General features: G+C 59.7%; 25 protein-coding genes. All 25 read left to right on the top strand.

Going from position 1 to position 17,667, the window contains the following annotated elements; genetic code table 11:
- The first annotated feature begins 104 nt into the window (after positions 1 to 104).
- Positions 105 to 341 (top strand): hypothetical protein, encoded by a 237-nt coding sequence (locus tag TM1040_RS10870; protein ID WP_011538645.1) that lies wholly within the window; start codon positions 105 to 107, stop codon positions 339 to 341.
- A 42-nt stretch (positions 342 to 383) separates the two neighbouring features.
- Positions 384 to 1,112, top strand: coding sequence for a lysozyme (locus TM1040_RS10865; RefSeq protein WP_049763236.1), 729 nt, complete (start codon positions 384 to 386; stop codon positions 1,110 to 1,112).
- A complete protein-coding gene (locus TM1040_RS10860; protein ID WP_011538643.1) occupies positions 1,112 to 1,495 on the top strand; it encodes a bacteriophage spanin2 family protein in 384 nt (127 codons plus the stop codon). Before TM1040_RS10865 ends, TM1040_RS10860 begins: the two co-directional genes overlap by 1 nt.
- A 172-nt stretch (positions 1,496 to 1,667) precedes the next feature.
- The gene (locus TM1040_RS10855; protein WP_011538642.1) at positions 1,668 to 2,222 is read left to right on the top strand and encodes a terminase small subunit; all 555 of its coding nucleotides are present in this window, start codon (positions 1,668 to 1,670) and stop codon (positions 2,220 to 2,222) included.
- Positions 2,219 to 4,171: a phage terminase large subunit family protein gene (locus TM1040_RS10850; RefSeq protein WP_011538641.1), complete on the top strand. Its 1,953-nt coding sequence runs from the start codon at positions 2,219 to 2,221 to the stop codon at positions 4,169 to 4,171. The genes TM1040_RS10855 and TM1040_RS10850 overlap by 4 nt, the downstream gene beginning before the upstream one ends.
- Positions 4,172 to 4,232: 61 nt before the next feature.
- Positions 4,233 to 4,712: a hypothetical protein gene (locus TM1040_RS10845; RefSeq protein WP_254658875.1), complete on the top strand. Its 480-nt coding sequence runs from the start codon at positions 4,233 to 4,235 to the stop codon at positions 4,710 to 4,712.
- Positions 4,709 to 6,322 (top strand): phage portal protein, encoded by a 1,614-nt coding sequence (locus TM1040_RS10840; RefSeq protein ID WP_011538639.1) that lies wholly within the window; start codon positions 4,709 to 4,711, stop codon positions 6,320 to 6,322. The genes TM1040_RS10845 and TM1040_RS10840 overlap by 4 nt, the downstream gene beginning before the upstream one ends.
- The gene (locus TM1040_RS10835; protein WP_254658874.1) at positions 6,249 to 8,330 is read left to right on the top strand and encodes a phage major capsid protein; all 2,082 of its coding nucleotides are present in this window, start codon (positions 6,249 to 6,251) and stop codon (positions 8,328 to 8,330) included. The genes TM1040_RS10840 and TM1040_RS10835 overlap by 74 nt, the downstream gene beginning before the upstream one ends.
- A 66-nt stretch (positions 8,331 to 8,396) precedes the next feature.
- A complete protein-coding gene (locus TM1040_RS10830) occupies positions 8,397 to 8,654 on the top strand; it encodes a hypothetical protein (protein WP_011538637.1) in 258 nt (85 codons plus the stop codon).
- Entirely contained in the window at positions 8,654 to 8,965 is a 312-nt protein-coding gene (locus TM1040_RS10825) for a head-tail joining protein (protein WP_011538636.1), read from the top strand. The genes TM1040_RS10830 and TM1040_RS10825 overlap by 1 nt, the downstream gene beginning before the upstream one ends.
- A 4-nt stretch (positions 8,966 to 8,969) precedes the next feature.
- On the top strand, positions 8,970 to 9,518 hold the full coding sequence (locus tag TM1040_RS10820) for a hypothetical protein (protein ID WP_011538635.1): 549 nt from the start codon (positions 8,970 to 8,972) through the stop codon (positions 9,516 to 9,518).
- Positions 9,518 to 10,054: a hypothetical protein gene (locus TM1040_RS10815; protein WP_011538634.1), complete on the top strand. Its 537-nt coding sequence runs from the start codon at positions 9,518 to 9,520 to the stop codon at positions 10,052 to 10,054. The genes TM1040_RS10820 and TM1040_RS10815 overlap by 1 nt, the downstream gene beginning before the upstream one ends.
- On the top strand, positions 10,051 to 10,428 hold the full coding sequence (locus TM1040_RS10810) for a phage baseplate assembly protein V (protein WP_011538633.1): 378 nt from the start codon (positions 10,051 to 10,053) through the stop codon (positions 10,426 to 10,428). The genes TM1040_RS10815 and TM1040_RS10810 overlap by 4 nt, the downstream gene beginning before the upstream one ends.
- Complete coding sequence (locus tag TM1040_RS20025) at positions 10,428 to 10,718, top strand: PAAR domain-containing protein (RefSeq protein WP_011538632.1); 291 nt, start codon at positions 10,428 to 10,430, stop codon at positions 10,716 to 10,718. The genes TM1040_RS10810 and TM1040_RS20025 overlap by 1 nt, the downstream gene beginning before the upstream one ends.
- Before the next feature lie 48 nt (positions 10,719 to 10,766).
- Positions 10,767 to 11,105 carry a GPW/gp25 family protein gene (locus TM1040_RS10800; RefSeq protein WP_011538631.1) on the top strand — a complete coding sequence of 113 codons (339 nt, stop codon included), beginning with the start codon at positions 10,767 to 10,769 and terminating at the stop codon, positions 11,103 to 11,105.
- Positions 11,105 to 12,004 (top strand): baseplate assembly protein, encoded by a 900-nt coding sequence (locus TM1040_RS10795; RefSeq protein ID WP_011538630.1) that lies wholly within the window; start codon positions 11,105 to 11,107, stop codon positions 12,002 to 12,004. The genes TM1040_RS10800 and TM1040_RS10795 overlap by 1 nt, the downstream gene beginning before the upstream one ends.
- A complete protein-coding gene (locus TM1040_RS10790; protein ID WP_371261773.1) occupies positions 11,943 to 12,530 on the top strand; it encodes a phage tail protein I in 588 nt (195 codons plus the stop codon). The genes TM1040_RS10795 and TM1040_RS10790 overlap by 62 nt, the downstream gene beginning before the upstream one ends.
- Positions 12,531 to 12,540: 10 nt before the next feature.
- Positions 12,541 to 13,269, top strand: coding sequence for a phage tail protein (locus TM1040_RS19760; RefSeq protein WP_011538628.1), 729 nt, complete (start codon positions 12,541 to 12,543; stop codon positions 13,267 to 13,269).
- A gap of 1 nt (position 13,270) precedes the next feature.
- Positions 13,271 to 13,591 carry a hypothetical protein gene (locus tag TM1040_RS19755; protein WP_049763235.1) on the top strand — a complete coding sequence of 107 codons (321 nt, stop codon included), beginning with the start codon at positions 13,271 to 13,273 and terminating at the stop codon, positions 13,589 to 13,591.
- Positions 13,591 to 14,598, top strand: a complete 1,008-nt coding sequence (locus TM1040_RS20290; protein WP_011538626.1) for a glycine-rich domain-containing protein — start codon at positions 13,591 to 13,593, stop codon at positions 14,596 to 14,598. Before TM1040_RS19755 ends, TM1040_RS20290 begins: the two co-directional genes overlap by 1 nt.
- A 1-nt stretch (position 14,599) precedes the next feature.
- Positions 14,600 to 15,100 (top strand): hypothetical protein, encoded by a 501-nt coding sequence (locus tag TM1040_RS20285; RefSeq protein WP_011538625.1) that lies wholly within the window; start codon positions 14,600 to 14,602, stop codon positions 15,098 to 15,100.
- The gene (locus TM1040_RS20010) at positions 15,101 to 15,460 is read left to right on the top strand and encodes a DUF1353 domain-containing protein (protein ID WP_011538624.1); all 360 of its coding nucleotides are present in this window, start codon (positions 15,101 to 15,103) and stop codon (positions 15,458 to 15,460) included.
- Positions 15,461 to 15,573: 113 nt separating this feature from the next.
- On the top strand, positions 15,574 to 16,791 hold the full coding sequence (locus tag TM1040_RS10765; protein ID WP_011538623.1) for a phage tail sheath C-terminal domain-containing protein: 1,218 nt from the start codon (positions 15,574 to 15,576) through the stop codon (positions 16,789 to 16,791).
- A complete protein-coding gene (locus TM1040_RS10760) occupies positions 16,791 to 17,297 on the top strand; it encodes a phage major tail tube protein (protein WP_011538622.1) in 507 nt (168 codons plus the stop codon). Before TM1040_RS10765 ends, TM1040_RS10760 begins: the two co-directional genes overlap by 1 nt.
- Positions 17,298 to 17,306: 9 nt before the next feature.
- On the top strand, positions 17,307 to 17,606 hold the full coding sequence (locus TM1040_RS10755; RefSeq protein ID WP_011538621.1) for a phage tail assembly protein: 300 nt from the start codon (positions 17,307 to 17,309) through the stop codon (positions 17,604 to 17,606).
- Positions 17,607 to 17,667: the final 61 nt, after the last annotated feature.

The following is a 17,667-nucleotide window of genomic DNA, read 5'->3' as shown; positions in this document are numbered from 1 at the left end:
GGACTCACTGACAGGACTGCCGAGAAGTGTTGATGGCAAAACCGCCAGAGGAACCCGCGCCCTAAACGCGCGACCTTGCCGAAAACGGGCTGAGGGTCGCGCGCATGTCGCTTATCGAACGCATTGAACAGGCATCCACCGGGCTATTTGTGACTGCGATCACCGGAGCGGCTTCGGGCGGTGTTTGGTTGGTGCGTAGGATCTTCACCAATCAGAAACAGATCGAAATGCTGCAGCAGTCACTCGAGGCGCGTGACAAGCAGCGCGACGAGGATCGCGAGGCCTTTTCGGAGGTCCGTAAAGACGTTCGCGAGATCCGCGAGATCCTTCACCGTAGATAACAGGGGCAATGCCCTGTTCTGGGGCGAAAGGAGAGCTTTGCAATGCAACTCATTCAAAATTGGAAAGAAACGCTCAAGGGTGCATGGTCTATCCGTCTCATTGCGCTTGCGTGCTTGATCTCGGCTTTCCCCATATTTGTGTCGCTGGTGTCGCCCGGATTGCTTCGTGTCGACCCCCTTATCTTTGCCGGGTTGGCCGCAGCGGTGAACGCATTGGCTATTCCTGCGCGCCTGATCGCACAAGTGGGCCTGTCCAAGCTATTGTCCGAGTTCTGGCAAGACACATCGGGTGCGGCCAGTACGAGGTTTGTAAAGGGCGTCGGCGCTGGTGCGCTTGTGATTGCTCTAGCATCGCCATTTGTGGCCAAGTGGGAAGGTGTGCGGCTTGAGGCCTACCGCGATATCGTGGGTGTGCCGACGATCTGTTTCGGCGATACTCACGGCGTTCAGATCGGTGACACTGCGACTATGGCTGAATGCGTCGACCGGCTCGAGAAAGATGTGCGTGCATTTTATTCCGAGATCCGTCCTTGCATGACGAACCCGAATATTCCGGCAGGTGTTCAGGCCTCCATGCTAGAGCTTGCATACAATGTTGGGTCTGGCCCGGTTTGTCGGTCGACGATGATGCGCCTTGCAAACGCTGGTAAGCACCGGGCCGCGTGCGATGAACTGCGCCGCTGGGTGATCGCGGGTGGCAAACGGGTGCGCGGGCTAGCCAATCGCCGGGCCGATAGCAAGCGAACGCTGTGCCTCAAGGGGCTGACCTGATGCCGCTGCTGCCTCTCCTGCTGATCTGTGCGGCTTTGGCGTCCTGCGCGAAGGTTGCGGGTCTCGTCGGCGGGGCGCTGGGTGGCGGGCCCAGCGTGGCGGCGAACGTCCAGGCAGGCCGTAACAATGCCCAGACCGTCGGGCAGGCGACGTTCAGCGATCAGAGGATCGAGGACGTGCAGGCGCGCAGCGTAGAACTGAGCGCAGGCGATACGCGGGTCAGGAGTGAGAACGTCGAGACGGTGATCGTTCGCGAAGATCCGCCTGCATGGTTGCTTCTGGTGGCCCTTGTCGGCTGGCTGCTGCCAACACCGCAGCAGATGGGCGGAGCGCTGTTCGGCATTATCGCCAGGCCTTTTCGCGGGTCCTTCCCCGGGGGGTGACGTCTGTGGGTGTGCCTATGCGCCGAAATTTATGTGTGCGTGCCGCCGGGCGAAGGGGTTGTTTATTATATAGATCGCGCAACTCCCTGATGAATTTCAATAAAGCGGTTTGGGGAGGTAAAAATGCACGCGTTGCCGGGCAGGGTTTGAAAATCGTCACTAGGGGGCGCAAGTGGCTGAGAAAAATAAGAAAAGCAAGGGTCAGGAAGTAAACCGGGCCGAACTCGCCAATATCAACGGCGTGTCGCTGCCGACCGTCGATGAGTGGGTTCGGCGCGGCTGCCCGGTGGTTCAGCGTGGCGGGCGCGGCCGGGCTTGGAAATTCAACACAGCTGAGGTTCGGAGCTGGCGCGATGATGATATCCGGGCGCAGGCGAGCCACACCGGAATGGCGACCAAAGACGAACTGACATTGCGCAAGCTCGCAGCGGAAACGGAACAAGCAGAGCTTGATCTCGCGCGGGCCAAGGAAGAGTTGGTGCCGGTGGAGCAGTTCGACCGCGCCCTTGCGAAAGCCTTTGGCGAGGTGCGCGCGGGTATCCGCAACGTCCTGCCCAGCCGTGCAGCGCGGCGCCTGATCGGTGAAAGCGATGAAACGCAGATCAAGGCGGTTTTGCTGGATGAGGTCGACCAGGTGCTTGAGGCGCTGGCAGATACGGACCTAATTACCGAGGCGGATCTCGACGAGGACGACGAAGAGGCCGAAGAGGGGGCCGACAGTGCGTGAACGCCCGGGCTGATTTCTCGAATGCGCGGGCTGTTGTCCGCATTGCTCGGCGCGCCCGGGCATTTCTGCGCCCGCCGCCGAACCTAAAGCCGTCGGAGTGGGCCGAGGAAAATATCAAGATCCCCGTCGGAAACGCTGTGCCGGGCAAAATGCGGTTCGACAACGCGCCCTATCAGCGCGAAGTGATCGATATGACCGCAGATCCGCGGTGCAACCGGATCTCGCTCATGTGGGGCGCGCAGGTCGGCAAGACGCAGACCGCGCTTGCGGCGCAGGCCTATCGCATCGGCTTCAATCCTGTGTCTCAGATGATGATGCAGCCGAGCCAAGGCGATTTGACGACGTGGCTCGAGACCAAATTCAACCCGCTTGTTGAAGAGAACGAAGACCTCGCCGAGCTGATCGCGAAGCCGCGCGGGCGCCAAGGCGTCAATAATCAGCGCATGAAGAGTTACCCGGGCGGGTTTCTCATGTTCAGTTGGTCGGGTTCTCCGAAGACCATGCGCGGACGTTCGGCGCCGTTCATTGTTTGCGATGAAACCGACGGCTACGACCGGACAAACGAAGGCCACCCGGTCGGCCTGCTGTGGCAACGGGCGGCGACCTTTGGTGATCAGCGGCTCTTGTTGGAAATCAGCACGCCGACGATCAAGGGCGGCAGCTGGATTGAAAAGTCCTTTGAGGCAGGAGACCAGCGCTATTTTTACGTGCGGTGTCCGCATTGCGGCCACCTGCAACGGCTGAACTGGTCGCAGGTGACCTGGTCCAAAGACGCCGACGGGCTGCACCTCGCCGAAACAGCAGGCTATCTGTGCGTGGGTGAGGGATGCGGAACCGTTTGGAGCGATGGCGAGCGAGTGGCAGCGATCCGCAACGCCGAACGCGACGGCGGCGGCTGGATCGCCAGCAAGCCGTTCCGAGGTCACGCGTCCTATCATTTGTCGGAGCTGTATTCCTGCTTTCGGCGGCTCGAGGATATCGTGCAGTCCTTCCTCGACAAAAAGGCCGCGGGGGATTTGCAAACCTTTGTGAACGTGTCGCTCGCTGAGACATGGGAAGAGGAAGGCGACAAGCTCGAGGCGTCCGTGCTGATGGCACGGGCTGCTAAGTTCGCAGCACCGGTCCCGTTGGGGGCAGGCGTCCTGACGGCTGGTATTGATATGCAAAACGACCGCCTCGAGGTCGAAATAGTTGGCTGGGGCTTGGGGGAGGAATCCTGGTCTGTCGATTATCGGGTTTTGTGGGGCGATCCGCTGCAACAGGACGTCTGGGACGAACTAGACGCCTTGCTGTCGGAAACATGGGAGCACGAGAGCGGAGCGGAGTTGCGGGTCTCTGCCGCCTGCCTCGATACCGGGGGTGAAGGTGGGCGCACGCAAGCAGCCTATGACTATGCCCGCAAGCGTTTGGGCCGCAAGGTCTGGGCGATCAAGGGCGTCGGTGGCTGGGGCAGACCCATCGTTACGCAGCCCTCGAAGGTCAAACAAAAGGGCGTGCGCCCCGTCTACTTGCACTCCATCGGCGTCGATGAGGCGAAAGCCGTAGTCGCCCAGCGGGCGCGGATTAGCGACGCGGGGCCGGGCCATTGCCATTTCCCGGCAGATCGGGATCCGGCGTGGTTCGATATGTTCACCGCCGAGGCGCTGCGCACCCGGTATGTGAAGGGGTTCGCAGTCCGAGAATGGCACAATGTACGCCCACGCAACGAAGCATTTGACTGCCGCGTCTATGCCTACGCAGCGCTGCGCATCCTGCGCCCGAATATCAAACGCCTGGTCGCGTCACTGGATGTTCAGGGGCAGGAGACCGAGGACGAGGCCGTCGAGATTTCACCAGACGCTGAGCGAGCTTTGGTAAAACCGCCAGAGGAACCGGAAGCCCCAAACAGCCAAGCTCCGAAAAAGACTGGCTGGGGGGCGAAGAAGCGCCGACGCCGTCGCAGGTATTGAGCAGGGTTAGGACGTGGGCGCAATTCCAACTGAAATCGGGGCAGGGTTGACGTTTCGGGCAGTGGTCGAGCAACCGATTTTTCCGGCGCCGGAGTGGGGGCTTTCTCTCTTCCTGCGCGGCAAGAGCTCGATTGACTTGATTAGCGCTGCGAGTGGTGTGGATCATATTTTTGAGGCATCTGCGTTGGTCACGGCCTCTTGGCAGCCCGGGCGGTATGCCTACGTGATCCGTGCCAGCGACGGCGCTGATGTGCATCCGGTCGAGCGCGGCGAAGTTCTGATCGCGCCGGATCTTGCTGCGCAAGGTGAGAATTTCGACGGACGCGATCATGTGCGCAAGGTGCTGGATGCCATCGAGGCGGTGATCGAAAACCGCGCGACCATTGATCAGCAAAGTTACACCATCAACAACCGATCACTGCAGCGCACGCCGTTGTCGGAGCTGATGAAACTGCGCCATCAATATCGTGCCGAGCTGGCGGCTAAGAAAGCGCGGCGGCGCGGCGGCTTCGGGCGCGCGATCAAGGTGCGCTTGACATGATCTGGCGACTGTTCAGACGCGAAGATCCTGTTGCGCCGGAGCCGGATCGCAAGCCCCCTCCAATGCTGACGGCACCCCGAAGGCGTGGCCAGCGCATGTTTGCCGCCGCAGAGACAGATCGCATGACAAGCGGTTGGACCAATTCACCAATGCCAGCGGATCAAATCATCCGCCGCAATTGGCGCGTGCTGGTGGCACGTTCGCGCGAGCAGTCGGCGAACAACGACTATGCAAAGGCGTTCAAGGCCAGCGCACGGCGAAACCTGATTGGACAGAAGGGGTTCACACTGCAGGCGCAGGCGTTTGACGGTGACAAGCTGGACGCACAGGCAAACAAGGCCATCGAACGCGCATGGCGCGCCTGGTGCAAGGCGATGAATTGCGACGTCAAAGGGCGTCGCACCTTACGGCAGATCCAGAAAACGATTGTGAACGGCCTTTGCACCGATGGCGAGTTTATGGTGCGCATGGTGGTTGGGCGGGATGCGGGCCCGTGGGGATTTGCATTGCAGATCCTCGACCCGGTGTTGTGCCCGGTCGATTTTGATGAGGATCGTCGCCCCGGTGGTGGGTTCATTCGGGCAGGGATCGAATATACGAAGATGGGCCGACCCGTGGCCTATTATTTCACCACCCTCGATCAATCGCAGGCCGATTATCACTATTCCGGGCGGGCGTTCATCCGGGTTCCGGCGGATGAAATTATCCACTGGTTTGAAGAGGATTTTGTCGGGCAGAAACGCGGGCTGCCGTGGATGGCGACCGCGCTCTTGCGTATGCGCCAACTTGGCGAGTTCGAGAAAAGCGCTCTGAACAACGCTCGTGAAGGCGCGAACAAGGTCGGCGTGATCGAATGGGACGAAGGGTTCGGCCCTGAGCCAGAAGAGGACGACGCCACCAAGAGCGACGATGATCTAGGCTTTGAGGACATCGAACTCGATAGTGAAATGGGAGTTTATCATCAGCTCCCGATGGGTGCGCGTCTAAAGCGGGTCGAAACCGGATATCCAAACGGCGAAATGGCGGTGTTTTCAAAGCACATGCTGCGCGGGGTCGCGACAGGCTTGGGCGTTGCCTACAACGATCTTGCCAATGACCTTGAGGGCGTGAATCTATCGAGCATCCGCCACGGCGTTTTGAGTGAGCGGGACCAGTGGATTGAGTTGCAAGAGAGCCTGATCGAGGCCTTTGCCTTGCCGATCTATGAGCGTTGGCTCGAATACTCGCTGCTGAAACAGAAAATCACCCTCGACAACGGATCGCCGCTGCCAGCGAGCAAGCGGTCGAAGTTCATGGCGGTGACCTTCCAGGCACGGCGCTGGCAGTGGATTGATCCTGCAAAAGACGTGACGGCCGACGCCGACGCCGTCGACAACCTGTTCAAGTCGCGCGGTCAGGTGATCCGCGAGCGCGGGCGCGACCCGCGCGAGGTCTATGCCGAGGTCGCAGAAGATATCGCAGCGATGCGCGAGGCGAAAATCCCCGACAACGTGATCGAGGCCTTGATCACAGCCAAATCAAAAGGAGGGCAGGGCAGTGGACAGCCAGCCAAAACCGGCACCGGAGAAACCGACCCAGACGCCGACCCAGACCCCGACAAAAGCGAATGACATTATCGGGCGGTCGTTGACCCGCGAAGTCACAGCGGAGCAGATCAACGCGCGCGGCGAGGGCGGTGCGATGCGCCGCATGGGAGAGGTGCGCGAAATCAACGTCGAGGCGCGCACTGTCGAGCTTGCCTTCTCGAGCACGACCCCGGTGCGGCGCTGGTTTGGCGATGAGGTGCTTTCCCATGACGCCGAGGCCGTGGTTCTGGACCGTCTGCTCGACGGCGGGGCAGTATTGGTCGGGCACAATTGGGACGATCAGGTCGGCGTTGTGCAAAGTGCGCGCGTCGATTCCGACGGCGTCGGGCGCGCTGTTGTGCGGTTCGGCAAGAGCGCCCGCGCGAGCGAGATCTTTCAGGACATCGTCGACGGCATTCGGCAGCACGTCTCGGTTGGCTACCGGGTGATCACGATCAGCGAGGAAATACGGGAAGGTCAGCCGAACCTTATCACGGTCACGCGCTGGGAGCCGTTCGAGATTTCGGTCGTACCGGTGCCAGCTGATCCGACAGTCGGCATCGGTCGCGCGCTGGAAAATCCGCCAGAGGCGGGCGGGGCGGATCGTGGCCAAACTGGCGAAGAGAATGCGGGCGCGGTGGCCGAGCCCAACGATACAGGACAAAGGGAAACACAGATGAAAACCATCATCACCCGCGACGCCGAGGGCAATCTTGTCCGGGCCAAGGTCGACGAAAACGATCAGATCATCGAAGTGATCGAGGTGCTCGAACGTGCAGGCGCAGCGGAAACTGCCATGCTGTCGCGTCTGCAGGAGCAGGAAGCGGCCCGCGTGCGCGAACTGACCGAGTTGGGTCGCGAATACGACGCGCCGGAGCTCGCAACAGAAATGATTGCCGGGCGTCATGGCGTGACCGACATGCGCGAACGCCTGCTTGATCACCTACACCAGCGCAGCAATGAAAGTCGCCAAATTTCTGAGCGTTCCAGCATTGGCCTGACCGACAGCGAAACAGAGCAGTTTTCGTTCCTGCGCGCGATCCGGGCGCTGGCAAATCCGACAGACCGCAGCGCCCAGGAAGCGGCTGCTTTCGAGTTCGAGGTCTCCGATGCTGCCGCCGAGGCGCAGGGGCGCGATGCGCAGGGCGTAATGGTGCCGATGGACGTGCTGATGCGTGCGCCGCTGAACACGGGTTCCGGTGGCGCGACCGCTGCCGATACCGGCGGCAACACCATCGCAAACCCGTTGCTGACGCAGAGCTTTATTCAGATGCTGCGCAACCGTACGATCCTTTTGCAGCTCGCGACTCCGCTGATGGGTCTGGTGGGCAACCCTGATATCCCGACGCAGGAAGGTGGTGCGACCGGCTACTGGATCGGTGAGGATATCGAGGCGACAGAGGATCTGCTGTCTCTGGGTCAGCGCCAGTTTTCTCCGAAAACTGTTGCGGCCTATTCGGAGATCACGCGCCGCACTCTCAAGCAATCCAGTTTGGATATCGAGGCGCTGGTGCGTAGTGACCTTGCGCTCGCATTGGCAACCTCGCTGGATTTTGCGGGTTTCTATGGCACCGGCGCCAACGATCAGCCGCTGGGTATCGCGAATACGAGCGGCGTGAATGTGGTCGACTTTGGCGGCGCAGCGTCTGGTGGCGGATCCGCCCTCCCGACCTGGGCCGAAGTGATCCAGATGGAGAGCGAGATTTCTGCTGCAAATGCCGATGTGAATAGCATGGCGTATGTGCAGAACGCCAAGATGCGTGGTCACTTCAAGAGCACGCAGAAATTCAGCGGCACAAACGGTGCGCCCATCTGGGAGAGCGACAACACCGTGAACGGATATCGCGGCGAAGTTACCAACCAGATTAAAGATGGTGACGTGTTCCACGGTGATTTCGCGAACGTCCTGGTTGGCATGTGGGGTGGTCTGGATATTACGGTGGACCCGTACACCCACAGCCGCCGCGGGCGCCTGCGCATCGTGACGATGCAGGACGCGGATTATGTTCTGCGTCACCCGGCGGGCCTCTGCTTCGGCACTGACGCCAGCTAACCCGAGCACGCATTAAATCTCTGGCCTGATCAGGCCAGAGACACCCCCTGAAAAAGGATCGAAAACGTGGCTGATACCAAGAAACCGCAGAAAAAGATTTTCGCCGTCACCAGTGCTTTTGTCTGGGATAAGGCGATCAAGAAGCCAGGCGATACCGTCGCGTTGACTGCCGCAGAGGCTCACGGGCTGAAAGAGCGGGGCAAGATCGAAGAACCGCCGGAGAAACCTGCCAGCAAGAAAGCTGCTGAGACGGGCGCGAAGAAGGCGGCAGCGACCGACCCGGCCAAAACTGATCCGGCAGCCACGGCCAAAGCGCCCACCTGATGCCAGCGCCGAGCTGGGATAATCCCGACGCCTTCCTGTCGACGGACGACTTTGCCCTTGAGGTAACCGTCACGCCACGGGGAGGCGTTTCTCGTACCATCCGCGGGATCTTCGACGAGCCTTACATGAACGCCCAGATTGGTGAGTATGAGGCTGACAGCTCCGATCCGCGCCTGACTTGCAAGGCGTCCGATGTCGCCGACCTGCGCGACAAGGATCCCGTCGTGATCGAGGGGCGGACCTATTACCTGCTGACAAATCCGCAGCCTGACGGAACCGGTTTCGCGGTGCTGCACATGGCGACGGAGTGATCGCGTGTTTGCTGCCTTCGATTTTGATCAAGGCGAACTGAGGCGCATCGCCGAAGAGTTTGACGCCAGCGAAAAGGATCTGCGCAACGCCTATTCCCGCGCCTTGCGTCGAACCGCGCAAACCATGAAAACTCGCTCGCGCAAGGGACTGCGAACCAAGCTGCAATTGCGCACCGCTGCGGAGCTACGCCGACGCCTGCAAGGGTTTCGGTTCAAGCGGAATGGCGCCATGGGGAGCGTTCGCATGTGGTTCGGCCTGAATGATATGCGGGTGTCAGCCTTCAAGGGCCGCGCGTCCAGGACGGCGACAGGAGCCAGCTATGCCGGGCACGATTTCCCGGGCGGGTTCATTGGCAGAAATGCAAAGGGCCGCCCTACGATCAAACAGCGGGCCGGATCTCGTGCCTATCCGATCAAAGAGGCGAGGATGCCTATCGACGATGAGGCCCAAACCTTTATCGAGGACGAAGTTTTTGACGAGATCGAAGAGGTATTCTTTCACTATTTTCGGGCCGAGGTGCGCGCCCGTACGATCTATGGAGTGGGTAGCTGATGTCCAGAAACGTTGATCTGATCGCGATGCACGACGCAATACTCGCCCAGATCAGGGCCGACTTTCCTGACCTCGCCACTGTCGGTGACTATGACCTCGATAAAAAGGCCCTGCCGGTGCCTGCGGTACTGGTCGAACTGATCGACCTAGAAGGCGATCCGGATGCAGACCCCGGCACCGAACAGGTGCCTTTCGTTTCAAAATGGGTCGCCCGCGTTATCCTCGGCTTTCGCACAGAGGGCGTCAAACGTGAGGTTCGCCAATTGACGGCCGCGCTCGCCGCCAAAGTTCATCGCCAGAGATGGGGGCAAAGGGTTGGTCCGGCACAGGTGACGTATATCGGGCCTGATGCTTTCGACCCTGAATTTGACAAGTTCGAGGTCTGGTCCGTCGAATGGGATCAACAGATCGATCTGGGCGAAAGCGTGTGGACCGGCGAGGGCGTCGTTCCAGAGGTGGTAAATGTAGGCTGGGCACCAGATATCGGGCCAGGCAATGAGGATGAATATTCCGAAACCGTGGAGGCACCGCTATGAGCTATGGCGCGGCAAGAAACGAACAAGTGCGCGAGGGGATCGTGCGGTTTGGTGTGATTACCGCCGTTGACCCGGGCGCCGCTCGCGCGAAGGTTAGTTTCGGCGGCGAGAGCGAAAGCGCTTGGCTGTCATGGTTTCCGCTTCGCGCCGGGGCAATCAGCGTCTGGGCTCCACCGTCGGAGGGCGAGCAGGTCATGGTCTTGTCGGAATCTGGTGACACCGCGCAAGGCGTAATCATCGGCTCGGCCTTCAGCAGTTCTAACCCTCCAACAGCCGGAGCGGGTGGGTTGTTCAAGATCCAAGTCGGCGATTCCTCGATTGAGATCGATGAAAACGGGATCCGGATTAGCGCACCCAGGATCGACCTGAACTGATGCCGGCTGTTACCAGAAAAGGCGACACCTGCACGGGCCACGGCAACTATCCTTCCCGCTCGAGCACTGGCGGTAGCGGTTCCGTCTATACAAACGGCAAGCCTGTCCACAGACAGGGAGATGGCTGGTCGGTTCATTGCAATCCAGTACCGATTTGCCATGGCGGCATCCTTGCCACCGGGTCGAGCACCGTGTTCGTTGAGGGCAAACAGATTGGGCGCATCGGTGATCCCGTCGATTGCGGTTCCTCCGTCGCGAGCGGCTCCGGGAACGTGTTCGCGGGTGGATAGGAAAACCGCCAGAGGCCTAGTGGAGCTGATCACGGCAATGATCGGCCCATGATTGGAATAGACGCATCCACTGGCAAACACATGTCTGATCTGGCGCATCTGCGTCAGTCGGTGCGTGACATCCTGACAACGCCGATTGGCACCCGTGTGATGCGCCGCGACTATGGAAGTCGCCTTTACCGCTTGGTTGATGCGCCAATGAATGACGCAACTCGACTAGATATGATGGCAGCGACCTACGAAGCCATCGAAACGTGGGAGCCAAGGCTTCAACTGGAAAGTGTTTCGCTCGAGGGTTCCGAACCTGGCGCAATCGTAATCGCTTTGGCGGGCCAGTATCTTCCAACAGGTGAGCCTGTGTTTCTCGAAGGAATAGGGCTCAACTGATGGCTGGCGGCTTTGCATCAATCAATCTGTCTCAGTTGCCTGCGCCCGATGTGTTGCAGGCTATCGACTACGAAGTCGCGCTCGCAGAAATGCTATCTGAGCTCAGGCAGAGAGATCCGGCTTTTGACGCTCTGGTCGAAAGTGACCCTGCCTACAAAATCCTCGAGATCGCGGCGTTTTATCGAACCTTGACTATTCAGCAGGGGAACGACGCAGCGCGAGCAGTGATGCCTGCCTATGCGACGGGTTCTGATCTTGACCATATTGCCGCCCGCTATGCTGTTGAACGATTGGTGATCGATCCCGGTGATCCTGAGGCTCTCCCGCCAGTTCCCCCTGTCCTTGAGACCGACGACGCATTGCGCCGCCGAATGTTCCTCGCATTTGAAGGGCTGAGCACTGCGGGGCCGATGGGTGCCTATGTGTTCCATGCACTTGGCGCGGATCCGGACGTCGGGGATGCCAGCGTGCAAAGCCCCGCGCCGGGCGAGGTGCTGGTCACGGTTCTTTCCCGGTCGGGCGATGGTGCTGCGCCTGCAACTCTGCTGACTGCTGTTGATGCTGCCTTGAACAAGGATGATGTGCGCCCGCTTACGGATCTCGTGACTGTCCAAGGGGCCGCAATCATCGGATATACCATCGAGGCGGTTCTTACTGTCTTACCCGGACCCGATAGTGCGGTTGTGCGAGACGCGGCTCAACGCGCAGCACTAGAGTATGCAAGCCAGCAGCACCGTATCGGGGCAGATATTACCCTTTCGGGGCTTTATGCTGCACTTCATCAGCCAGGAGTGCAGAACGTCGCGCTGATCAGTCCTGCAGCAGATATTCTGGTAGATGCAAGCGAGGCGGCATTCTGCTCTGCTGTTTCAGTTAGCATTGGGGGCACCAATGCCTGAAAGCCTTCTGCCGCATAACGCAACGACGCAGGAACGCGCTTTGGAAGCAGTTAGCGGGCCGCCTCTCTTCACGACAGCGCCGCTCCGCGAAATCTGGGATCCTGATCGTTGCCCGGTTGAGCTTTTGCCATGGTTGGCCTTTTCTCTCTCTGTAGATGAGTGGGATCCTTCTTGGAGCGAGCCTGCAAAGCGTGAGGTTATTCGCCGCTCTTTTGTGGTCCATCAACGAAAAGGGACACGGGGTGCAGTCGCTGAGGCGCTCGAGGCGATTGGGTTTGTGCCTGAAATCGTGGAGTGGTTTCAGGCAGATCCGCGAAGGGCACCCCATACTTTTGCACTCAAGCTTGATGCTGTGCGCGACTTTAACAGCCCTGAGAGTATCCAGCGCGCACTGCGCGCAGTTGATGAATCAAAGCCTATTCGGGCGCACCTAACATCAGTTCAAATCTCGACCGCAACAGTCTCTGAACCCGTCGCCGCAGCGGCGGTAGTGGTGGGGCAAGAGATCACCGTGAGCGCAGCATGAAGGGGGTAAGATGACACAGATAGTTGCAATTCACACCACCGCAGGACTGGCGCTTTTGGCGCAAGCTCAGGGAGAGGGGGCGCTGATCACCCTCGGCGATATGGCGGTGGGCGACGGTGGTGGCGCGGCAATTGTCCCTGATCCGGCTATGACTGGCCTCGCGGGAGAGGTGTTTCGGGCCGCGATCAATCGCGTCTATCAGCCCGATCCGATTGGCCAGCCCACCAAATATGCCGCCGAGCTTGTGATCCCCGCCGCAACGGGCGCTTTTGTTATGCGCGAGGTGGGCCTTTTTACAGATGATGGCACACTTTTTGTAGTCGGCAACCTGCCGGAGACATACAAGCCGGTGCCCGCCGATGGCGCGTTTTCGGACACCCTGGTCCGTATCGAGTTCCTTGTCGCCAATGCAGGCACAATCAACCTCACTATTGATCCAGCAGTGGTGACGGCCACGACGGCATGGGTGATCAATTATGTTGATGGCCAAGTCTCTGCCAAATTTGCAACCGATCCGCAGGCCATTGCGGGTGTCAGCACAGACACAATCATGTCGCCACATGCGGTCAAATTGGTTCTGGATCAGGCCGTAAATGATTTGGTGGCTGGCGCGCCCGAAGCTTTGAACACGCTGTCCGAGATCGCCGCTGCCATCGCCAATGATGAAAACTATGCGGATACCGTGGCCAATCTCTTGAAACCCACGCGCGCACGGCGCGCTTACCTCGGAGGTCGCTAACATGGCGAGCGGATTTATCAAGGCGCGAGCGAGGTTGTCGGCGGGTGTAAACACCGCCCTCTATACCGTTCCGGCTGCAACTGGTGCGGCAATCAATATCAACGTGGCAAATCATGGACCCGATGCGGCAACCGTAAAAATTGCGATCACGGATGGTAGCGCGCCTGCTGATGGTGACTGGATTGAAACCGGACATTCTGTGTCCCTTGCCAACCCACTTCTCCGCACCAATGAACCGATGGCGGCGGGTGAGGTGATCTATGTCCAAGCTTCCACCGACACAGTGGATGTGAGGGTTTCAGGTTATGAGGAGGACGTCTGATGGCGCGTTTTGCATCAGGTTCGGAACAAGCTAGCGCAGCAGCAGTGGGGATCGGAACCAATACAATTTCGGGCCAGAAAATCCTACCGGCAGGCTACATGGGCGAGTTCGGCTCGGGCATGTGGAGTTGTTTCCAACAGCCCGGGACACACATCTTCATCGTTCCCGCAGGTGTCACAAGTCTACGTGTGCGTGTTGTTGGCCCCGGCGGCGGCGGGCGCGGCAATGACGGCTACGGCGGAGCCGGAGGTGGTTATGCACATGGCGTTTTTGACGTCACACCGGGCGACAGCTTCGACGTAACGGTGGGGCAAGGCGGCGACGGTGGCGATTTCCCAACTTCGGGCGGCACGTCGTCTTTTGGCGCTTTGATTTCGGCCACGGGCGGCACTGCATCCGACGACAGCAACACGCCCACGGTCGGAGGCCAAGGCTTTGGTGGCGACTTTCAGGCATCGGGCGGGGTGTCGGGGCAAGCCCAGAGAACTGGGGGCGGGGGCGCTGGATCACAGCTTGGAAATGGCGGCAATAGCGCCGCGTTTGTCCAATCGGGCGGGGCAGGCGTGAACAACGGTCACAGCTTCGCTTATGGTGGCGGTGGGCCATTTGGCCTAGCAGACTTGCACCACCACGGCTGGCATGAGAGCGACAATTTCGGTGCGCCCGACATTCTTGGCCATCAGGCCGGAATAGAGCGCGCAAGCTCATCCGAGAACCCCTACACGTCCTTCAACCCGATAAACGCTGTTCTACGATTTCCGTTTGATGGGTTCGTTGGCGGCGGTGGAGAGGGCACTGAGTATCAAGGCGCTCCGGGAGGGATTGGCGGCGGCGGTGGCGGTGGTTGGAATACAACATCACACCACGGTGGTCGCGGCGGTATTGGTGGCGGTGCGGGCGGCGGGTTCTCCGGAGGTCGCAACCACGGCGGCATTGGCGGCGGTGGCGGCGGCGCCCGCGGTGATGGCGGCAAAGGCGGACATGGCCTCGTGATTGTGGAGTGGTAAAATGAAAGCGCGCATTCAAAACGACGTTGCAGTCGATGTGCATCCTGCACCCGAGACAGCATTTCACCCCAGCATTGCTGCGCAGTTCGAAGCGGTGCCGGACGAAGTAGGGCTAGGCTGGCGGCGCGATGCGCAAGGCACTTGGGTAGCGCCACCTGAGCCGGGACCATCAAATGAGCCGAACTCTGGGCAAATGCGAACCAGTGTAACCCGCACCGAATACTACGGTCTGTTTACCCCTGATGAGGAAGCAATGATCCGTATCGCGGCATCTGAACAGGTCACCTCTGACAAGCTTAACGCCGCAGATGCGCCGGAAAAGGCTCGCTTGATGGGGGTCGCCAAATTGGCAGTCATGTTGCAGCGGATTGATGCGCTCGCACCAACTGACAATGTTGATCTGGGTAATCCGCAAATTCAGGCGGGACTAGATCTGCTGGTTGCAGCTGGGCTTTTGACGCCAGAACGAAAGGCGGAAATCTCGAGCGGTGTCGAGGCATAAATGGCGCTTGATACGTCATGGTGCATCAAGGGTGGTTCGCGTGGCTATGTAACCACGCGAACCGTAACCTGGCACCTGATGTGGAAAACATCACCATTTGTTCTGACAATTCCGCCGGGCCGTGAATTTGAAAGCTCTGTACCTCGCGTTTTGCAATGGATCTGGTCGCCAGATGATCCCTATTACCTTAAAGCGGCATTGATACATGACACGCTTCTCGAGAACGGATCTCGCGCTTTCGAGGCCGACGCACAATGGCGAGCAGCTGCTTTGAGCGATCATGCGCCCCCACTTCGCACGACCATCGCTTTTGTCGCGATGTGGGCCCGCCGCTTAGGTCAATCTGCATTGGGACTGTGAATCTCGGCATTGGGAATCTGACCCTCTGGCTATACCGAAGGAAAACCGCCAGAGGCGCTTATCGCTCGCGCTCGCGATGATTGCAGCAACATGCAATTTGCAGCGAGGGTAAAATGGCTGGGTTTCTTCACGGCGTCGAGGTTCTCGAGATCGACACGGGTCCGCGCCCGATCCAAGCGATCCCGACCAGTGTGATCGGTATTGTTGGGACTGCGCCTGCGGCTGACGAAACTGCCTTTCCGCTGAATACACCGGTACTGGTCGCAGGCAGCCGCCTTGAGGCGGCAAAGCTCGACACCACCGACGACGGCACCGGCGGTGGAACGCTTCCTGCTGCGCTCGACGGGATCTTTGACCAGATCGGCGCGGTTGTGATCGTTGTGCGCGTTGACGAGGGCGTCGATGAAGCAGCAACGCTCGCCAATGTGATCGGCGGCGTGAATGCGACGGACGGGCAATTTGAGGGTGTGCATGCGCTGTCTGGTGCGGAGAGCGTCGTGGGGTTTGCACCGCGCATCCTTATCGCCCCAGGTTGGACGCATCAGCGCCCAGAGGACGCAGGAAATCCCGGCTCCTATCTTGCGAACCCGGTGGTCGCCGAGTTGGAAGGCATTGCTAACCGTATCGGCGCGGTGATCATCGCAGACGGGCCGAACACGACCGACGCAGATGCACACACTTACGCTGGCGATTGGGGCACTTCAGGTCGCATCTATGTCGTTGACCCTTGGGTGAAGGTTCTCGACAGCGCAGGTGAGGTGGTCAATGAACCGGCCTCTGCCCGGGTTGCTGGTGTGATTGCCCGCACTGACAATGACGAAGGGTTTTGGGTATCGCCCTCAAATAAGGGTATTTTTGGAATAATCGGGACCTCGCGCCCGGTTGATTTCAAGCTGGGCGATCAGGCAAGCCGAGCGAACCTGCTCAACAGCAATGACGTCGCTACGATCATCCGTCAGGACGGGTTCCGCCTTTGGGGGAACCGCGCGCCCACAGCCGATCCAAAGTGGCAATACCTCTGTGTGCGGCGCACCGCAGATGTGTTGAATGAAAGCATCCAGCGCACGCATCTTTGGGCCGTGGACCGTGGGATTTCCAAGACCTACATCGAGGACGTGGTCGAAGGGGTGAACGCCTTTATCGCGGGGCTGGTTGCGCAAGGTGCGATCCTCGGTGGTACGTGCTGGGCTGATCCGGATTTGAACACCCCCGAGAGCATTGCCAACGGGCAGGTGTGGTTCAACTTTGACTTTACACCCGTGTACCCAGCCGAGCGGGTGACCTTCCGCTCTCACCTGACAAATGAGTACATCACGGAGGCGCTGGGCTAATGTCTATTCGCAACATTCTGAAAAACTTCAATCTGTTCGTTGACGGGCGGGGCTTTGCTGGTGAGCTGGGCGACTACACCCCGCCAAGCCCGTCTATCGCAACCGAGGAATACCGCGGCGGTGGTATGAACGGCCCGATCGATCTCGATATGGGCATGGAAAAGATGACCACCTCGTTTGTGTTGCGCAACTACAGCGCAGACGTGTTGGCCCTCTGGGGTATCGCGCCGGGGCGTCGGATCCAGATCACCGCGCGCGGCGCTCTGGAAAGCGAGGATGGCACCGTCACGCCGGTAATCCACAACATGCGGGGAAAGATCATCACCCCTGATCGTGGCACCTGGTCGCCCGGGCAGTCTGCGACCCTCACTGTAAGCATGACGCTTGAAGCGTTTAAGGAAACCGTCGGGCCGCGCGTCGTTTGCGATATCGACGTGATCAATATGAAGCGGATCATCGACGGCGTCGATCATCTGGCAGAGCAGCGCGCCGCGCTGGGCATCTAAGGAGCAACCATGCAAAATCCGGCACTTCCTTCCTATTGCAAGCACAACACCGACGGCGATCAGGAGTCCGTGACCGTGACGCTTGCAAAGGGCATCACCGTTGGCAGCGAAAAACGCAAAGAGGTCACCCTGCGCGAACCGACGGCAGGCGACAACATGGCCGCGCGCCAAATGGCAAAGGGTGACAACGCCGTTCATGAAATCACGCTGATTGCAAATCTGGCAGATCTGTCGCCCGAAGAGGTGCAGACCGCTCCGATGCGCGACTACCGCCGACTTCAAGAGGCGCTGGATTTTTTCAATGGCTGACGCCTGAGGCGGCGCGCCTCGGCGTGCTGCTGATCGCACGCGAGACCGGCTGGTCGTGCGC

The organism is Ruegeria sp. TM1040, assembly GCF_000014065.1.
Lineage (GTDB): Bacteria > Pseudomonadota > Alphaproteobacteria > Rhodobacterales > Rhodobacteraceae > Epibacterium.
The sequence above is the reverse complement of the archived record's forward strand: the minus strand, read 5'-3'. Positions and strand labels throughout refer to the sequence as shown.

Coding starts and splice junctions, on each gene's coding strand:
- TM1040_RS10870 (WP_011538645.1), top strand. CDS start 105: ATGTCGCTTATCGAACGCATTGAACAGGCATCCACCGGGCTATTTGTG.
- TM1040_RS10865 (WP_049763236.1), top strand. CDS start 384: ATGCAACTCATTCAAAATTGGAAAGAAACGCTCAAGGGTGCATGGTCT.
- TM1040_RS10860 (WP_011538643.1), top strand. CDS start 1,112: ATGCCGCTGCTGCCTCTCCTGCTGATCTGTGCGGCTTTGGCGTCCTGC.
- TM1040_RS10840 (WP_011538639.1), top strand. CDS start 4,709: ATGATCTGGCGACTGTTCAGACGCGAAGATCCTGTTGCGCCGGAGCCG.
- TM1040_RS10825 (WP_011538636.1), top strand. CDS start 8,654: ATGCCAGCGCCGAGCTGGGATAATCCCGACGCCTTCCTGTCGACGGAC.
- TM1040_RS10815 (WP_011538634.1), top strand. CDS start 9,518: ATGTCCAGAAACGTTGATCTGATCGCGATGCACGACGCAATACTCGCC.
- TM1040_RS10810 (WP_011538633.1), top strand. CDS start 10,051: ATGAGCTATGGCGCGGCAAGAAACGAACAAGTGCGCGAGGGGATCGTG.
- TM1040_RS20025 (WP_011538632.1), top strand. CDS start 10,428: ATGCCGGCTGTTACCAGAAAAGGCGACACCTGCACGGGCCACGGCAAC.
- TM1040_RS10800 (WP_011538631.1), top strand. CDS start 10,767: ATGATTGGAATAGACGCATCCACTGGCAAACACATGTCTGATCTGGCG.
- TM1040_RS10795 (WP_011538630.1), top strand. CDS start 11,105: ATGGCTGGCGGCTTTGCATCAATCAATCTGTCTCAGTTGCCTGCGCCC.
- TM1040_RS10790 (WP_371261773.1), top strand. CDS start 11,943: ATGCAAGCGAGGCGGCATTCTGCTCTGCTGTTTCAGTTAGCATTGGGG.
- TM1040_RS19760 (WP_011538628.1), top strand. CDS start 12,541: ATGACACAGATAGTTGCAATTCACACCACCGCAGGACTGGCGCTTTTG.
- TM1040_RS19755 (WP_049763235.1), top strand. CDS start 13,271: ATGGCGAGCGGATTTATCAAGGCGCGAGCGAGGTTGTCGGCGGGTGTA.
- TM1040_RS20290 (WP_011538626.1), top strand. CDS start 13,591: ATGGCGCGTTTTGCATCAGGTTCGGAACAAGCTAGCGCAGCAGCAGTG.
- TM1040_RS20285 (WP_011538625.1), top strand. CDS start 14,600: ATGAAAGCGCGCATTCAAAACGACGTTGCAGTCGATGTGCATCCTGCA.
- TM1040_RS20010 (WP_011538624.1), top strand. CDS start 15,101: ATGGCGCTTGATACGTCATGGTGCATCAAGGGTGGTTCGCGTGGCTAT.
- TM1040_RS10765 (WP_011538623.1), top strand. CDS start 15,574: ATGGCTGGGTTTCTTCACGGCGTCGAGGTTCTCGAGATCGACACGGGT.
- TM1040_RS10760 (WP_011538622.1), top strand. CDS start 16,791: ATGTCTATTCGCAACATTCTGAAAAACTTCAATCTGTTCGTTGACGGG.
- TM1040_RS10755 (WP_011538621.1), top strand. CDS start 17,307: ATGCAAAATCCGGCACTTCCTTCCTATTGCAAGCACAACACCGACGGC.